Annotated in this window: 16 protein-coding genes and 1 pseudogene; 11 read left to right on the forward strand and 6 right to left on the reverse strand. The window is 68.4% G+C overall.

What is annotated here, in order from left to right; all coding sequences use genetic code 11:
• Positions 1 to 38: 38 nt before the first annotated feature.
• From ACESLR_RS06620 to ACESLR_RS06640, 5 genes and pseudogenes are all read right to left on the reverse strand, one after another.
• Positions 39 to 1,752: pseudogene (locus ACESLR_RS06620) on the reverse strand (hybrid sensor histidine kinase/response regulator); the annotation flags it as partial.
• Positions 1,753 to 1,767: 15 nt separating this feature from the next.
• Complete coding sequence (locus ACESLR_RS06625; RefSeq protein ID WP_373025010.1) at positions 1,768 to 3,858, reverse strand: methyl-accepting chemotaxis protein; 2,091 nt, start codon at positions 3,856 to 3,858, stop codon at positions 1,768 to 1,770.
• 36 nt (positions 3,859 to 3,894) lie between these two features.
• Positions 3,895 to 4,476, reverse strand: coding sequence for a chemotaxis protein CheW (locus ACESLR_RS06630; RefSeq protein WP_373025009.1), 582 nt, complete (start codon positions 4,474 to 4,476; stop codon positions 3,895 to 3,897).
• Positions 4,473 to 4,838, reverse strand: a complete 366-nt coding sequence (locus ACESLR_RS06635) for a PleD family two-component system response regulator (RefSeq protein WP_373025008.1) — start codon at positions 4,836 to 4,838, stop codon at positions 4,473 to 4,475. The genes ACESLR_RS06630 and ACESLR_RS06635 overlap by 4 nt, the downstream gene beginning before the upstream one ends.
• Positions 4,839 to 4,875: 37 nt before the next feature.
• Positions 4,876 to 5,292, reverse strand: a complete 417-nt coding sequence (locus ACESLR_RS06640; protein WP_024327614.1) for a PleD family two-component system response regulator — start codon at positions 5,290 to 5,292, stop codon at positions 4,876 to 4,878.
• A 171-nt stretch (positions 5,293 to 5,463) separates the two neighbouring features.
• Here ACESLR_RS06640 and gshB point away from each other — a divergent pair, with 171 nt between their 5' ends.
• The 11 genes from gshB (at position 5,464) to ACESLR_RS06695 (ending at position 14,176) form a co-directional block, all read left to right on the forward strand.
• On the forward strand, positions 5,464 to 6,414 hold the full coding sequence (gene gshB, locus ACESLR_RS06645) for a glutathione synthase (RefSeq protein WP_373025007.1): 951 nt from the start codon (positions 5,464 to 5,466) through the stop codon (positions 6,412 to 6,414).
• A 5-nt stretch (positions 6,415 to 6,419) separates the two neighbouring features.
• Positions 6,420 to 7,457 carry an FAD:protein FMN transferase gene (locus tag ACESLR_RS06650; protein ID WP_373025006.1) on the forward strand — a complete coding sequence of 346 codons (1,038 nt, stop codon included), beginning with the start codon at positions 6,420 to 6,422 and terminating at the stop codon, positions 7,455 to 7,457.
• Positions 7,454 to 7,828 carry a NusG domain II-containing protein gene (locus ACESLR_RS06655; protein WP_373025005.1) on the forward strand — a complete coding sequence of 125 codons (375 nt, stop codon included), beginning with the start codon at positions 7,454 to 7,456 and terminating at the stop codon, positions 7,826 to 7,828. Before ACESLR_RS06650 ends, ACESLR_RS06655 begins: the two co-directional genes overlap by 4 nt.
• Before the next feature lies 1 nt (position 7,829).
• Positions 7,830 to 8,387: a Gx transporter family protein gene (locus tag ACESLR_RS06660; protein WP_373025004.1), complete on the forward strand. Its 558-nt coding sequence runs from the start codon at positions 7,830 to 7,832 to the stop codon at positions 8,385 to 8,387.
• A gap of 66 nt (positions 8,388 to 8,453) precedes the next feature.
• Positions 8,454 to 9,395, forward strand: a complete 942-nt coding sequence (locus ACESLR_RS06665; RefSeq protein ID WP_373025003.1) for an energy transducer TonB — start codon at positions 8,454 to 8,456, stop codon at positions 9,393 to 9,395.
• Between the two features lie 62 nt (positions 9,396 to 9,457).
• Positions 9,458 to 10,036 carry a YqgE/AlgH family protein gene (locus ACESLR_RS06670; RefSeq protein ID WP_373025002.1) on the forward strand — a complete coding sequence of 193 codons (579 nt, stop codon included), beginning with the start codon at positions 9,458 to 9,460 and terminating at the stop codon, positions 10,034 to 10,036.
• Positions 10,037 to 10,038: 2 nt separating this feature from the next.
• Positions 10,039 to 10,434, forward strand: a complete 396-nt coding sequence (gene ruvX, locus ACESLR_RS06675) for a Holliday junction resolvase RuvX (RefSeq protein WP_373025001.1) — start codon at positions 10,039 to 10,041, stop codon at positions 10,432 to 10,434.
• Entirely contained in the window at positions 10,431 to 10,949 is a 519-nt protein-coding gene (gene pyrR, locus ACESLR_RS06680; RefSeq protein WP_373025000.1) for a bifunctional pyr operon transcriptional regulator/uracil phosphoribosyltransferase PyrR, read from the forward strand. Before ruvX ends, pyrR begins: the two co-directional genes overlap by 4 nt.
• Before the next feature lie 19 nt (positions 10,950 to 10,968).
• On the forward strand, positions 10,969 to 11,982 hold the full coding sequence (locus tag ACESLR_RS06685) for an aspartate carbamoyltransferase catalytic subunit (RefSeq protein WP_024327623.1): 1,014 nt from the start codon (positions 10,969 to 10,971) through the stop codon (positions 11,980 to 11,982).
• Positions 11,979 to 13,271, forward strand: coding sequence for a dihydroorotase (locus ACESLR_RS06690; protein WP_373024999.1), 1,293 nt, complete (start codon positions 11,979 to 11,981; stop codon positions 13,269 to 13,271). The genes ACESLR_RS06685 and ACESLR_RS06690 overlap by 4 nt, the downstream gene beginning before the upstream one ends.
• Positions 13,268 to 14,176, forward strand: a complete 909-nt coding sequence (locus ACESLR_RS06695; RefSeq protein ID WP_373066883.1) for a dihydroorotate dehydrogenase electron transfer subunit — start codon at positions 13,268 to 13,270, stop codon at positions 14,174 to 14,176. Before ACESLR_RS06690 ends, ACESLR_RS06695 begins: the two co-directional genes overlap by 4 nt.
• A 45-nt stretch (positions 14,177 to 14,221) precedes the next feature.
• Here the strand turns inward: ACESLR_RS06695 and ACESLR_RS06700 are convergent.
• Positions 14,222 to 15,058 (reverse strand): PilT/PilU family type 4a pilus ATPase (locus tag ACESLR_RS06700; protein ID WP_373024997.1); only part of this gene is annotated, 837 nt, incomplete at its 5' end.

Genomic DNA, 15,058 nt, shown 5'->3' on the forward strand with positions numbered 1-15,058 from the left:
GGACTCGTCGAGCGTGGTCGTTGGCAGCGGTTCATCCGTCGCGTCCGGGGCCGGGGCCTCCGGCGCGGCGGCCAGGTGCAGATCCGCGACATCACCGCCGGAGATCGCGCCAATGCGCTGCAAGGCCGCGATTCCACGCTCGTGAACGCTATCCAGTTCACGCCAGGGCTGACCGGAGGACTCGAGCGCCACTTCGATGCTGCTGAGCACCTCGGCCAGGGCCTCGATCTCGCCCTCGTCCAGTTCGTTGGCAGCCATACCCGCGCGGGAATCGAGGTGCCGGATCAGCGGCCCCAGGAGGGCATGCAGGGCCTCGAAGCCTGACATCGACATCGCGCCCTCGATGCGGCGCAGTCCTTCCCGGGCCTCGTCGAGGCCGTCACCACTGGCATCCGCCCCCGCGTCCAGGAACCCGAGGAAGATGTCGCGAACCCGCCGCACATCGACCAGTGCCTCCTTGTACACGGCCGCTGCCAGGGCGCGGTCGAATTCGGCCTGTGGCGATGGACTGTTCCGCTGACGGCGCAGCCCCGACTCCAGCAGGGACTCGAGTGCCAGCAGATGCTCCGCCAGCACCATGTCGACCTGGTCGTCCGCCTCGCCCGCACGTTCGGGCGTCAGCGAGGCGGTCAACGCGTCGGTGTGCTCCTGCCCGGCGTCCAGCCCCAGGAGGCTGAGCGTCGAGCCGATGCGTTCGACCTGCTCGCGCAGGCTGGCGAGATCTTCGGGCCCACGCACTGGGGAACGCATCAGCACATCCAGCCGCTCGCGCACCTCGGCAAGGTCGTCTTCCAGTGCCTGGCGCAGGTTGTCGTACACCGAACCGCCCACGCCACTGCCACCTTCCTCCAGACTCAGCTGATCGAGACCGAAGACCTCGCGCACAGCGAGGGTCTGTTCCCCCTCCGAGGCAGCACAGGCGACGTGAAACAGCAGGGTCTTGATCAGGTCGGACGGCGCATCGTAGTCGGGTTCCGGCCCAGGATCACCGGCCTCCACATGGGCCGTCAGAATATTGAGGTAGCGCCCGAGTTCACGATCGACTCGCCCCACCAGGCGCCGGACGTCGGTATCGGTCTCGATACCGCCCTGCGCGACCGCCTCGAGCATCGCCCCGGCGACCCAGAACAGGCGCCGCGCCTCGCCAGCCGGAAGCGCCTCCTCGACCACACGGGCAGTCGCCTGCATCCGCGCGGCCGGCTCGAGCACATCCTCGCCCCGAACCAGTTCCAGAAGGTCACGCTGAAAACGGCGCCGCGCCTGTTGCAGGACCGGGATACGCGAGGCCGGATCCGGCACCTCGCCGCCGGATCCGACGCGTTCGTCGTCGACGGCCTGCGGGTCCGGCATCAGCGCCGCGACATCCAGCAACAACGAGGCGCCACGACTGCTGCGTAGCTCGTTGAGCAGGGGCACCAGGATCATCGGCGAGGGCAGCTCGCCATCGCCTTCGTTTTCGAGGTAGTCCGGGAGTTGCAGGGAGGCGCGCAGCAGGGGCTCGATGGCCGCCACGTTCGGCTCGTCAGCTTGCTGGAGCTCATCCAGAACCTGCAGCATCTCGTCGAGGATCAGGACCACGCTCTCGACCTGAACCATGACCAGGGTGTTGCGGATCTGTTCGACCCGGCTGCGAGCCTCGGCCAGGCAGTCGCCACAGGCCGGGTCGTCGGAATACCGCCGCAAAGCGTCCTGGACCTCGACAAACAGCTTGTCGAGCTCGTCACGGACCCAGTTCAGTGCGCTGGATTCCATTGGCCGCGTCCGCCGTCAGGCCCGCTGTTCGTCGGAGGGCGGTGCGCCGGAGTCAGGGTCGGGGTCCGCCTCGTCGGAGGGGCCGCCAAGGGTATCGGCACGACCTTCCGGCTCAGGGAGCTTGAAGTCCGACACCGAGGACTGCAGCTGGGCCGAGAGCTGGGTCAGATCGCCGATCGCCGCCGCAGTGGACTGGGTCCCCTGCGTGGTCTCGGACGTGATCTCGCGAATCTGGGCCATGATGGACGTCACGTCCTGCGCCATCTCGGACTGCTTGCGCGCCGAGGAGGAGATGCCGTCGATCAGGTCCGCCAGGTCGGCGGAGACCTGCTCGATTTCGGACAGCGCCTCGCCCGCAGCCTGGGCCAGCTCGGCCCCCTGCACCACGTTGGCGGTACTCTGCTCCATGGAACTCACGGCCTCGCTGGTATCCGCCTGGATGGCCTTGACCAGCCCCTCGACCTGACGGGTTGCACTGGAGGAGCGTTCCGCGAGGCGCTGGACCTCGTCGGCGACCACCGCGAAGCCCCGGCCGGCCTCGCCCGCGGCCGAGGCCTGGATCGCCGCGTTCAGCGCCAGCACGTTGGTCTGCTCGGCGATGTCGTTGATCAGGCCGATGATGTCGCCGATCTCCTGCGACGACTCGCCCAGGCGCTTGATGCGCTTCGCCGTCTCCTGGATCTGCTCGCGGATGCTGTCCATCCCCTCGATGGAACGGCGCACGGTGCCCGCCCCGCGGGATGCGATCTCCACCGAGTGACGGGCCACGGAGGCCGACTGCTCGGCGTCCTGGGCAACCTTGTCGACCGAGCGCGACACCTCGTCGATCGCGTCGTCCGCGCGCTGGATCTCGCGGGCCTGCTCTTCCGACTTCTCGGCCAGGCCGAGCACCTGGGAACGGGTAGTAGCGGAGGACTCGCTGATGTCCGCGGCCACCGTGTTGATGGTCGCGACCAGGGTACGCAGGTTCTCGATGGCGTAGTTCATCGAGTCCGCGATGGCGCCGGTAAAGTCCTCGGTCACCGTCGCGTTCACGGTGAGGTCGCCATCCGCCAGATTCATCATTTCGTCCAGCAGGCGCAGGATCGCCTGCTGGTTGCGTTCATTCTGCGCCTCGGTCTCGGCCAGCTCGCGCCTGGTATCGCGGTAGAGGAACAGCCCCATCGCGATCAGCAGGAGCAGCGCAAGCCCGCCGAAGCCGAACCCGATCAGCGCGATCACGCCCGCGCGGTCAGCCTCCCGGGTAATCGCGTTCTCGAACTCGCTGGTAGTCTCCAGCATGGCGCCACTGCTGGCCTCGACGCTGGAGGCGGCCGCATTGACCTCGAACACCTGGGTCGAGGTATCCAGAACACCCTCCACCGCCTCGCTGAAGGCCACGAACAAGGTGGCGATCTCCTGCAGCAGTTCACGGGCCTGCGCGTCATCGACCTGTTCGACGCCCAGGGGATCGAAGCCTTCGATCAGGCCGTCCAGCACGCGCCCGTACAGCGTCGCGTCGCGCTCGAAACGCTCGATCGCGGTGGCCGCCTCGGCGCCGCCCTGAAGCACCTGTCCCAGGCTGTTGGTAATACGCTGGATCAACATGGTCTGGCGCGCCGCCACGTAGACCTGCTCGGGCGGTTCGCCGATCTGGGTCATGCGTCGCACGACATCATCGGACAGGCTCGAGAGCTCGGGCGAGAAAGACGCCACCGCGTCGGAAAACTCGGTGATCAGCTGAATATCCGAGCGTCCAAGGATGACCGTGTTGATGTCTTCCCGGTAGGCCGCCCACTCGCGGTCCACCGTGGCGATGTCCTCGTGCAGGGGTTCGGGCAGCGGCTGAAGCCCTTCGCCCCCCTCGCGGATCCGCGCCAGCCGGTCCGCAAACTCGTCACGCAGGGACTGCAGATCGCTGAACGCCTCCTCGGAGCCGGAGGCCGCCTCCAGTGAACTGGTGGCCAGCCGCTGTGACAGCAGGCGCAGGTCGTTGGCCAGCGCGATGCGGTCGCGGTACTGACTCTGTTCGTACTCGTGGTAGGTGAAGGCCCCGCCAGTCGCGATCAGGGCCAGCACCAGCAACCCCCCGAGGACAAGATTACGTGCGCGACGACTCGATCCCATCAGTTCATACCCCCTGTCGCAGCCCCGCGACCCGCGTCATCCGACGGCGGCTGCGGACTGTTCGCTATTGGATGTACCGGCCAAGCCCGTACCGGTAAAGCGATTGTTGTCATTCAGCAGCAGGTCCAGGTCCAGCACCGGATGCAACCGGTGCCCGAGATCGAACCCGCCAGTAATAAAGGGTCGGACGGCCTCGGGGACCGAGACCTCCAGTCGGCGCTGGGACGGGATGCAGCGGCGCATGCCCTCGACCTGGCTGACCAGCAGCCCGGCCATGCCCTGGCCCTGCGGCGCCACCACGATCCGCTGCCCGCTCGCATCCTCCGGCAGCGGACGGTCCAGCAACAGCTGGCCCATGTCGAACACCGGCAGCACCAGTCCGCGCAGGTTGCCCACGCCCAGCACGGCGGAATCCGCCAGCGGGACACGCGTGAGCGTCATCGGGTCGGCGACCTCGGCGATCGAGTCCATGTCGACCAGGAAGCGGAAATCCCCCACGCGCAGCAGCACGCCGCGCCAGCCAGTACCAATGTCCCGCCGCAGCTCGCGATTGACGCGGCGCCCTTCGCGATCAAGGCTCGCGATCAGCGCATACGGCGTGGACAGGTCGGTCTTCATGCCGACAAGTACTTCCCGATGGTTTCCAGCAGATTCTTCTCGACCACCGGCTTGGTGATGTAGTCCCGGGCCCCCTGCCGCATCGCCCACACCCGGTCGGTTGCCTGATCCTTGGTGCTGACCACGACCACCGGCACATGCGCCGTCTCCTCGGCCTGGGACAACTGACGCGTCGCCTGGAAGCCGTTCAAACCGGGCATCACGACATCCATCAGCACCAGATCCGGGACCTGCGACTTGGCGGCCGCGACCCCGTCCTCGCCACTTTCGGCCGTCGTCACCGAGTGCCCGTTTTTCTCGAGCATGGAGCGCAGCACGTGGATCTCGGTCGGCGAATCGTCAACGATCAGAATGCGGGCCATGGGGTTCGTCTTTCCTTGGTTGATGTGACGGGGTGCGTCATGCCGAGGGGCTGGCGTACTGACGCATGGCACCCAGGAGGTCGTCCCTGGTGAAAGGCTTGGTGAGGTAGTCCTCCGACCCCACAACGCGGCCCTTCGCCTTGTCGAACACGCTGTCCTTGCTCGACAGCATGATGATCGGCGTGGCGCGAAACTGCTTGTTGTTCTTGATCAGGGCGCAGGTCTGGTAGCCATCCAGACGCGGCATCATGACATCGATAAAGATAATGTCCGGACGCGACTGGGCAACCTTGGACAGCGCCTCGAAACCATCCACGGCAGTCACGACCTCGGCCCCGTGCTTCTGCAGCAAGGACTCGGCGGTGCGCCGAATGGTCTTGCTGTCGTCGATCACCATGACCTTGAGCCCCTGAAACTCGGTGGCCGAGTCCGCTTCGGCAAGCGCGTTAGACACCTTCTCCCCCTGAGGTCATTTCGCCCCGAATCTAGCGGATGCGGGGCCGCGTGACAAACAGCACGCCATGATATTGCATCGCGTCCGCCACAATGCGCCGGGCGCGCAGGGCCGCGCCACCCCCGGCCGGCGTGGCATACTCCCCCGGACATCCCGCACGCACGAGGCAACGTGGCCCATACCATTGCCATCCTGATGGACCCGGTCCCCGGCATCAAACCCTGGAAGGACACCACCTTCGCGATGATGCTGGCGGCGCAGGCTCGCGGGCACCGTCTGCACTATCTGGAACCGGCCGACCTCTGGATCGAGGAGGGCCGCGCCGCCGCGCGCAGCCGCCCGATCGAGGTGCGCGACCAGCGCGAGGACTTTTTCACCCTGGGCGCTGCGGAGACCGGGCCGGTGGCGCGCTTCGATCTGCTGCTGATGCGCAAGGATCCGCCGTTCGACCTGGAGTACATCTACGCCACCTACGCCCTCGATCTCGCCGAGCGCGAGGGCGTGCGCGTATCGAACCGCCCGCAGGCATTGCGCGACGTCAACGAGAAGGCCTTTACCGCCCACTTCCCGCAGTGCTGCCCACCCACGCTGATCACCCGCGACCGCAGCCGGATCCGCACCTTCCTCGAGGCCCAGGGCGATATCGTGGTCAAGCCCCTGGACGGCATGGGCGGGGCCTCGATATTCCGGGTCCGCCAGGACGACCCGAACACCTCGGTGATCCTCGAGACCATCACCGAATTCGACCAGCGCAGCGTGGTCGCCCAGCGCTTCCTGCCCGAGTACACCGCCGGCGACAAGCGCATCATCCTGATCGGGGGCGAACCCTACGCACACGCCCTGGCGCGCATCCCGGCCGCCGGCGAGAGCCGCGCCAACCTGGCCGCCGGGGGACACGGGGTGACCCAGCCACTGACTGACCGCGATCGCTGGATCTGCCGCGAGATCGCCCCGGAGCTCCGGGCCCGCGGCCTGGATTTTGTCGGCATCGACGTAATCGGCGACTACCTGACCGAGATCAACGTCACCAGCCCCACCGGCGTGCGCGAGCTGGACGCCGCCGGCGGGCACGATCTGGCCGGACAGTACATTGACTACCTCACCCGCGCGATCGAAGGATGACCGGCATGCGCCTCGTGATGACCCGCACCCTGCTTCTGCTCCTCGCAACCGCCCTGCTGGCCGCCTGTGGCCGCGAAGAACCGGATACGGAACAGCTGGGTTTCTACGCCTTCGGGACCCTGGTGGACCTCAGCCTCTACCCCGCCGGCGAGTACGACGTGGAGGCCATCGAAACCGCCGTCCAGGAGGAGCTGGAGATCCTGCATACCTCCTGGCATGCCTGGGAACCCGGGTCGCTTGGCCGTACCAACGAGTTGCTGGCCCTGCAGGGGGAATTCAGCGCCCCGCCCTCCGTGCTCCCGCTGATCGAGCGCGGCCGTGAGATGGAGACCCTGAGCGACGGCCTGTTCAACCCCGCCCTGGGCAAGCTGGTCGCCGCCTGGGGTTTCCATCAGGACGAACCCGAAGGCCCTCCACCGGATGACGACACCCTGGCCGAGCTGCTGGACGACCCGCCCCGCATGCAGGACATCGAGCGCAGCGGGGTCCGCCTGCGCGGCACCCACCCGGACCTGCAGCTCGACTTTGGCGGCCTGGCCAAGGGGATGGCGGTGGAACGTGTGCTGGAACTGCTCGCGGAACAGGGGGTGAAGGCCGCGATCTTCAACGCCGGTGGTGACCTGATGACCCTGGGACGCCCGCAGGGACGGCCATGGCGTGTCGGCATCCGCCACCCCCATGGCGGCGTACTCGGCAGCATCGAACTGGACGCCGGCGAGGCCCTGTTCACCTCCGGCGACTACGAGCGCAGCTACGACTGGGAGGGCGAACGCATCCACCACGTGATCGACCCGCGCACCGGCCGCCCGAGCCGGGGCGTCGACAGCGCCACCGTGCTCCACCAGGACCCGGCCCTGGCCGATGCCGCCGCCACCACCCTGATGATCGCCGGGCCGGACGCGTGGCCGGAATATGCCCGCAAGATGGGTGTCGAGCACGCGCTTGTGGTGCTGGAAGACCACATCGAGGCCACGCCCACCCTGGCCGAGCGCGTCCAGACCGGCCCCGACCAGGAACCGCTCGTGGTGCGCGAACTGCCGTGAACGGCGGCCTGCTGCGCTGGGGCGACACCCTGATCGGCTCCCTGGCCGCGGGGATCGTGCTCGCGGCCTTCGGGCTGGCCTACGGTCCTTCGGGGGATGCACGGGCGCTGGTCATCAGCCAGGCCGGGACCGAACCCCGCCACGAGCCTCTGGACCGGGCCCGAGTCCTTGAGATCCGAGGGCCGGCCGGCATTACCCGCGTCGAGATCGAACCCGGCCGGGCGCGCTGCGCCGAGTCGCCCGGGCGCCAGGACATCTGCGAGGCCAGTGGCTGGCTGCAGGCCCACGGCGAGGTGGCGGTCAGCCTGCCCAACCGGCTGACCCTGCAGGTCCTGGGCACGGAACCGGGCTTCGACAGCATGCATTACTGACATGGGGATCTCGGCCGGCGATCCACGGGCCGGCAGCGACGCCCGAGACCGCGCCATCGCCGCACTGGCTGCCATCGCAATCGGCATCCAGATCCTGGAGGCCGCGATCCCCAGCCCGATCCCCGGTATCAAGCCGGGGCTAGCCAACATCGTCACCCTGATCACCTTGCTGGTCCTCGGCTGGCGCGCGGCCGTCGCGGTCACGCTGATCCGGGTGGTTGGCAGCAGCCTGCTGCTGGGGACCCTGCTGAGCCCCGCCTTCTGGCTCTCGCTGGCCGGGGCCGTCGCAAGCCTGGTCCTGCTGGCCGCGCTGCGGCCCTTCACACCCCGGCATGTCGGGCCCGTGGGGCTGGCCATTGCGGCCGCCATGGGCCACATCACCGGGCAGTTTCTGCTGGCCTGGGCACTCATCATCCCGCACCCCAAGCTGCCGCTGGTGCTGCCGCCGTTGTTGCTCGCGGCCCTGATCACGGGCAGCCTGACCGGTATACTGACCACCCAGGTCCTAGCCGATCCGCGAATCCAGCGTCATGTCCGCAAGTCCAACCCCAGTTCATAACACCCGCGGACCCCGCCACCCGGCGGGACCCGGGCGTGTGAACGCCGATCGCGGGCCGGGGGCGGCATGACGAGTCCCGCCACGCCCGGCGCCCCTCCGCCGGAGTCGCCCCGGGCGCAGGACCACCTGGGAACCATGATCTTTCTTGCGGTGGTCGCACACGCGCTGATCATCCTGGGGATCGGTTTTGCGGTCGATCCGATCGAAAGCCCCACCCGCGAGCCCCTGGACATCACCTGGGTCACCGACCCCGACGCGCCGCCACCGGAGCTGGACGAGGAGATCGAGCACATCGCCACCGAGGATCAGGCCGCCAGCGGCGAGGGCGAGGAGGTCCAGGAGGCCCGGGCCCCGGAGGCGGAAGATGCCGGCGTCGGCGAGCCCGAGCCGGAGGGCCTGGACGCACCATTGCCGGAGGCCGGCCCGCTGGTCATGGACCCGGCGCAGCCGGAACCCGAGCCGGAACCCGATCAGGTCACCGCCGACACCCCGGACGAGCGCGCCGCACCGCCCAAGGTCGCCGAGCCCGAGCCGCTCGAGACCCCCGATGCCGAGGACCGACCCTCCGCCGCGACACTCATGAACCGCGGCCTGGAGAGCGCCCGCGCCGCTCCCGCCGAGGAACGCCAGACGTTCTCGACCCGGGCCAGCCGCACACGGTATCTGGACACCCTCGCCGCGCGCAGCGCCCCCGAAGCCGCCTACCTGCAGGCCTGGATCAACAAGGTCGAGCGTCTCGGCAACCTGAACTATCCGGACGAAGCGCGGCGCCGGGGCCTGTCCGGAACCCTGGTCCTGTCGGTGCGCATCAATCCGGAGGGCGAACTGCTCGATATCGAAGTCGCCCGCAGTTCCGGGGAACCGGTCCTGGATCAGGCCGCCATCCGCATCGTGGAACTCGCGGCCCCGTACGCGCCCTTCACCGACGCGATGCGCGAGGAATACGACGAACTGGTCATCACCCGCACTTGGGCCTTCCGCCGCGACCAGATGGAACAGATCCGCTGACGGATCGGACGAACCCGGCCGCTTTCCTTGCGACCGGCCGGATCAGCATCGATACTGGTCGCATGAAGCCCGCGACCGCCCGCCATGAGCCCGAAAGCCTGCGCGATCACTTCCTGATCGCCATGCCGACCCTGAATGACGGTTACTTCAGCCATGCGGTCACCTACATCTGCGATCACGACGAAGAAGGTGCGCTGGGCCTGGTGATCAACCAGCCCACCGAGTTTTCGCTGCACGAACTGCTGGAGCACGTGGAGCTGGAACCCGGCGAGGATCTGCCGGAGATTCCGGTCTACCGCGGCGGCCCGGTACAGCCGGAACATGGTTTCGTGCTCCACTCCGCCGAGCAGACCTGGCGTGGCAGCCAGCCCATCACCGACTCCATCGTGCTGACCACCTCGCGCGACATCCTCGAGGCGATCAATGCGGGCCGCGGCCCGCGCCGGGTCCTGATCGCGCTGGGCCATGCGGGCTGGGGGCCCGGGCAACTGGAAAGCGAGCTGGCCGAGAATGCCTGGCTGACGGCCCGCGCCGACGCCGACATCCTGTTTGATCACCCCAGCGCCGAGCGCTGGCGCGCCGCCGCCGAACTGATCGGCATCGACGTCAACCTGATCAGTTCGGCTTCCGGACACGCCTGACCGTGGGGCTGCTGGCGTTCGACTACGGGCGACGCCGGATCGGGGTGGCGGTTGGCGAAGAACTGACCGGTTCGGCCCGCGGCCTGCGCACGCTCGCCCGCGATGCACCGGACCTGTGGCCCACGATCGACGCACTGGTGACGGAATGGGCCCCGGAGGGCTTTGTGGTCGGCTGGCCGACCCAGGCCGACGGAAAGCCCACCCCGCTGGCGCGGCGCATCCGGGGCTTCGCCCGCACCCTCGAAGAACGCTACCGGCAACCGGTATACTGGTGCGACGAGCACCTGACATCCCACCTGGCCCGCGAACGCCGTCGGCCGGGACGCCACGACCCGGGGCTGGACGCCCATGCCGCCGCGGTCATCCTCGAAGGCTGGTTTCTGGAGAACGCATCATGACGCCGGACGTCCCGACCCTGCTCGACGACATGGCCGAACAGGCCCGCCACTACCTCCAGACCCACGGGATCGAGCAGCCCATCGTGGTCGGCATCCACTCCGGCGGGGTCTGGATCGCGGAGCACCTGCGCGAGCGCCTGGGGGTGGAACGCCCACTGGGCAAGCTGGACATCAGCTTCTACCGCGACGACTTCTCGCGCATCGGCATGCACCCGCAGGTGCGGCCGTCGGAACTGCCGGAAGATCTGGATGGCGAACACGTGCTGCTGGTGGATGACGTGCTGTTCACCGGGCGCACCATCCGCGCGGCCCTGAACGAGCTGTTCGACTACGGCCGTCCGGCCTCGGTGACGCTGGCGGCGCTGGTCGAGCGCGACGGCCGGGAACTGCCGATTGAGGCCGCGATTGTCGGCGCCCACATGGAGTTGGGCCAGACCGAACAAATCAAGCTGCGGGGTCCCGAGCCGCTACGCCTGGAACGGGTGGCCATCGACCCCGAGGACCTCGAGGCCTGAGCCACCGGAATCACGACGGATGACCGAGACCCTGATCGCCCACCCCGGCGCGCGCCTGCCCGAGCCGGGCCCGCTGCCCAACCGCCTGCAGCTGACCGACGACGGCCAGCTGCGTCACATGCTGACCATCGAGGGCCTGAACCGGGAGCTGTTGACCGAGATCCTCGATACCGCCGAGTCGTTCGCCAACATGAACGAGAAGGCGGTGAAGAAGGTCCCGCTGCTGCGCGGCAAGACCATCGTCAACCTGTTCTTCGAGGCCAGCACCCGCACCCGCACCACCTTCGAACTGGCCGCCAAGCGCCTCTCCGCGGACGTGCTGAACGTGAACATCAACACCTCCTCGGCGGTGAAGGGCGAGAGCCTGCTGGACACCCTGCGCAACATCGAGGCAATGAACGTCGACATGTTCGTGGTACGCCACGAGGAGAGCGGCACCGCGCACTTCATTGCCCGCCATGTGGCCCCGGGCATCAGCGTGCTGAACGCCGGCGACGGCCGCCACGCGCACCCGACCCAGGCGCTCCTGGATATGTTCACCATCCGCCGCCACAAGGGCGACTTCACCAAGCTGAAGGTCGCGATCGTCGGCGACATCCTGCACTCGCGCGTCGCGCGCTCGCAGATCCATGCCCTGAATATCCTGCAGACGGGCGAGGTGCGGGTGGTCGCACCCTGTTCGCTGTTGCCGGCGAATGTCGATCAACTCGGGGTGCATGTCTACAACGACCTCGACGCAGGGCTGAAGGACGTCGACGTCATCATCATGCTGCGCCTGCAGCGCGAGCGTATGGAGCATGCCCACCTCCCCTCCGAGCACGAGTACTATCAGCTGTTCGGCCTCACCTCGCGGCGGCTGCAGCTGGCGCACCCGACCTGCCTGGTCATGCATCCCGGCCCCGCCAACCGCGGGGTGGAGATCGAATCCGCGGTGGCCGACGGGCCCCACTCGGTGATTCTGGAACAGGTGACCTACGGGATCTCGGTACGCATGGCGGTGATGTCGATGGTCATGGGGGCTCACCAGGCATGAGCGTGCTGATCGAGAACGCACGTATCCTCGATCCGGTGGACGGCTTCGACACGATCGGGTCGCTGTGCGTGCAGGGCAGCGAGATCCTCGCCCGGGGGCAGGCACCGGACGGCTTTGAACCCCGCCGGCGCATCGACGCCAGCGGGCTGTGGCTGATCCCCGGCCTGATCGACCTCGCGGCGCGCCTGCGCGAACCGGGCCAGGAGCACAAGGCCACGGTTGCCAGCGAGACCCGGGCGGCGGCCAGTGGCGGAATTACCAGTCTGGTCGTCCCACCGGATACCGAACCGCCGATCGACTCGCCCGCCGAGATCGAGCTGATCAATCGCCGCGCCCGCCAGGCCTGCGGCGTGCGGGTCTACGTACTCGGAGCGCTCACCCATCAGCTGGAGGGCCAGCAACTCGCCGAGATGGCCGCTCTGATGAACGCCGGCGCGCGCGGGGTCAGCAACGCGAGCAAGCCGCTGGCCAGCCTGCTCGTGCTGCGCCGAGCACTGGAATACGCCACCACCTTCGGCCTGACCATCGTGCTGTCAGCCCAGGACCCGGCCCTGACCGGCTCCGGCTGCATGCACGAGGGCGCGGTCTCCACCCGTCTGGGGCTGGCCGGTATCCCGGAGGCCGCCGAGACGGCCGCACTGGGCGCCATCCTCGCGCTGGTCGAACAGACCGGCGCGCGGGTCCACGTGGCGCGGCTGTCGACCCGGCGCGGCGCCGAGATGATCGCCAAGGCGCGCGCCGAGGGCCTGCCGGTCAGCGCGGATGTCGCCGCCCACCAGTTGTTCCTGACCGAGGTGGACGTCGCGGAATATGATCCGAACTGCCACGTGATCCCGCCCCTGCGCAGCCAGCGCGACCGCGACGGACTGCGCGCGGCGATCGCCCGCGGCGAAATCAGCGCGATCTGCTCCGATCACCAGCCACACGAGCCCGACAGCAAGCTGGGCCCGTTCGCCGGCACCGAGGCCGGCATCTCGGCCCTGGAGACCCTGCTGCCGCTGACGCTGCGCCTGGTCGAGGATGGACTGTTGAGCCTGCACGAGGCGCTGGCCCGGGTCACCACCGGACCGGCGGGGATCCTCGGCTTTGCCCAGGGACACCTGACCCCGGGCGCCCGCGCCGACTTCGTGCTCTGGGATCCTGCGGCGATGCAGGAGGTCCGCCGCGAGGACTGGCTGAGCGCCGGGCACAACACCCCCTTCTTCAACTGGACCTTCTCCGGACAGGTCCGCGAGACCTGGGTCGCCGGACGTCCGGTCTGGACCCGGCCCAGCGAGGACACCGCATGACCGCCCCCGCCCCCCATGCCCGTGCCCATCGCGGCACGATCTTCCAGGAAGAGGGCCGCATCCTCGACCACCATGATGCCGGGGCAGATCAGTGGATCCTGCGGATCTCCGCTCCCGAATGCGCCCAAGCGGCGGAGCCCGGGCAGTTCGCCCATCTACAGTGCGCCCCGCGCCTGCCGATGCGGCGTCCCCTGTCGATCCAGCGTGTCGATCGCGAAGCTGGCTGGGTGGAGTTCCTCTACAAGGTGGTGGGGGACGGCACCCGCGCCCTCTCGCAACAGGGCAAGGGTGACGCCCTGAGCGTGCTGGGGCCCATCGGCCAGCCCTTCCGCCTGCATCCGGAGCGGCCGAAGCGGCTGCTGCTGGGGGGCGGGGTCGGTATCCCGCCGATGATCTTTCTGGCCCACCGCCTGCACCTGCAGGGCGAGGCGGGGCAAACCCACGCGATTCTGGGTTCCGAGGTCCCGTTCCCGTTCCACGCACGCCCCTCCGAGATCCTGTGGCGGGGGCTGCCGGACGGGGCGATCGCCACCCTGCCGCTGCTGGAGGACTGGGGGGTCGCCTGCCGGCTGACCTCGAAGGCCGGACTGTCGGGTGCCTTCGACGGCTTCGTGACCGACCTGGGGCGCGCCTGGCTGGCCGGGCTCGCGCCGGAAGAGCGCGACCAGGTCGAGATCTTCGCCTGCGGCCCCCACCCGATGCTCGAGGCCTGCGCCGGACTGGCGGCGGAATTCGACCTGCCCTGCCAGGTGTCACTGGAGGAGTTCATGGCCTGCGCGGTGGGCGGCTGCGCCGGCTGCACGGTGCCGGTGCGCACCCCGGACGGGGTCGCGATGAAGCGGGTCTGCGTGGATGGTCCGGTGTTCGCGTCCGGCGACGTCTTCCCGGCGCCGGAACGTGCCTGAAACCGGCGCCGGGCGGAGACTGCGCCGCGCGATGCGGGGCCCGGCCTACTTGTCGGGGAGCTTGAGTTCTTCCTCGGTCTCGTCGGCCGAGGAGACGCCGCCCCCGAAGTTCAGGCGCCACTCGAGATCGGCACGCGAGTCCGCCTTGTTCAGGGCCTCGTCCAGCATCACGTCCCCGGTCTTGAACAGCTTGACGATCGCCTGATCAAAGGTCTGCATGCCCACGGAGCCACCCTTGGCCATAACCTCCTTGATCTCGCTGATCTTCTCGTCCCGGATCAGCTCCGCGATATAGGACGTGTTGATCAGGATCTCCAGCGCGGCCACGCGGCGGCCATCCTTGGTCTGAAGCAGGCGCTGGGCCACGATGGCACGCAAGTTCAGCGACAGGTCCGACAGGATCTGCGGGCGGTTGTCTTCCGGGAACAGGTTGATGACCCGGTCGAGAGCCTGGGTGGCGTTGGTCGCATGCAGGGTGGTCAGCACCAGATGGCCGGTATCGGCATAGGTCAGCGCCGCACGCATGGTCTCGCGCGAGCGGACCTCGCCCACCATGATCACGTCCGGGGCCTCGCGCATCCCCTCCTGCAGGGCATGGTCGTAGCTCGGGGTATCGATCCCCACCTCGCGCTGACCGACGATGGAACGCTTGTGCGAGAACAGGAACTCGATGGGGTCCTCGACCGTGAGGATGTGCCCGCTCTGGTTGGTGTTGCGGTGGTCGATCATCGACGCCAGCGTGGTCGACTTCCCGGTACCGGTAGCGCCGACGATCAGGATCAGCCCGTCGTTGTGGGCCACAAACTGCTTGAGCACGTCGGGCAGCCCGAGTTGCTCGATGGTCGGGATGGCGACCCGGATAAAGCGGATGACCATCGCGAC

This window comes from Thioalkalivibrio sp. (assembly GCF_041685615.1).
Lineage (GTDB): Bacteria > Pseudomonadota > Gammaproteobacteria > Ectothiorhodospirales > Ectothiorhodospiraceae > Thioalkalivibrio.

Excerpts from the sequence above, each read along its gene's own strand:
- pyrR (WP_373025000.1), top strand. The coding sequence starts at position 10,431 with ATGACGCCGGACGTCCCGACCCTGCTCGACGACATGGCCGAACAGGCC.
- ACESLR_RS06690 (WP_373024999.1), top strand. The coding sequence starts at position 11,979 with ATGAGCGTGCTGATCGAGAACGCACGTATCCTCGATCCGGTGGACGGC.
- ACESLR_RS06660 (WP_373025004.1), top strand. The coding sequence starts at position 7,830 with ATGGGGATCTCGGCCGGCGATCCACGGGCCGGCAGCGACGCCCGAGAC.
- ACESLR_RS06635 (WP_373025008.1), bottom strand. The coding sequence starts at position 4,838 with ATGGCCCGCATTCTGATCGTTGACGATTCGCCGACCGAGATCCACGTG.
- ACESLR_RS06685 (WP_024327623.1), top strand. The coding sequence starts at position 10,969 with ATGACCGAGACCCTGATCGCCCACCCCGGCGCGCGCCTGCCCGAGCCG.
- ACESLR_RS06665 (WP_373025003.1), top strand. The coding sequence starts at position 8,454 with ATGACGAGTCCCGCCACGCCCGGCGCCCCTCCGCCGGAGTCGCCCCGG.
- ACESLR_RS06695 (WP_373066883.1), top strand. The coding sequence starts at position 13,268 with ATGACCGCCCCCGCCCCCCATGCCCGTGCCCATCGCGGCACGATCTTC.
- ACESLR_RS06650 (WP_373025006.1), top strand. The coding sequence starts at position 6,420 with ATGCGCCTCGTGATGACCCGCACCCTGCTTCTGCTCCTCGCAACCGCC.
- ACESLR_RS06630 (WP_373025009.1), bottom strand. The coding sequence starts at position 4,476 with ATGAAGACCGACCTGTCCACGCCGTATGCGCTGATCGCGAGCCTTGAT.
- ACESLR_RS06625 (WP_373025010.1), bottom strand. The coding sequence starts at position 3,858 with ATGGGATCGAGTCGTCGCGCACGTAATCTTGTCCTCGGGGGGTTGCTG.
- ACESLR_RS06670 (WP_373025002.1), top strand. The coding sequence starts at position 9,458 with ATGAAGCCCGCGACCGCCCGCCATGAGCCCGAAAGCCTGCGCGATCAC.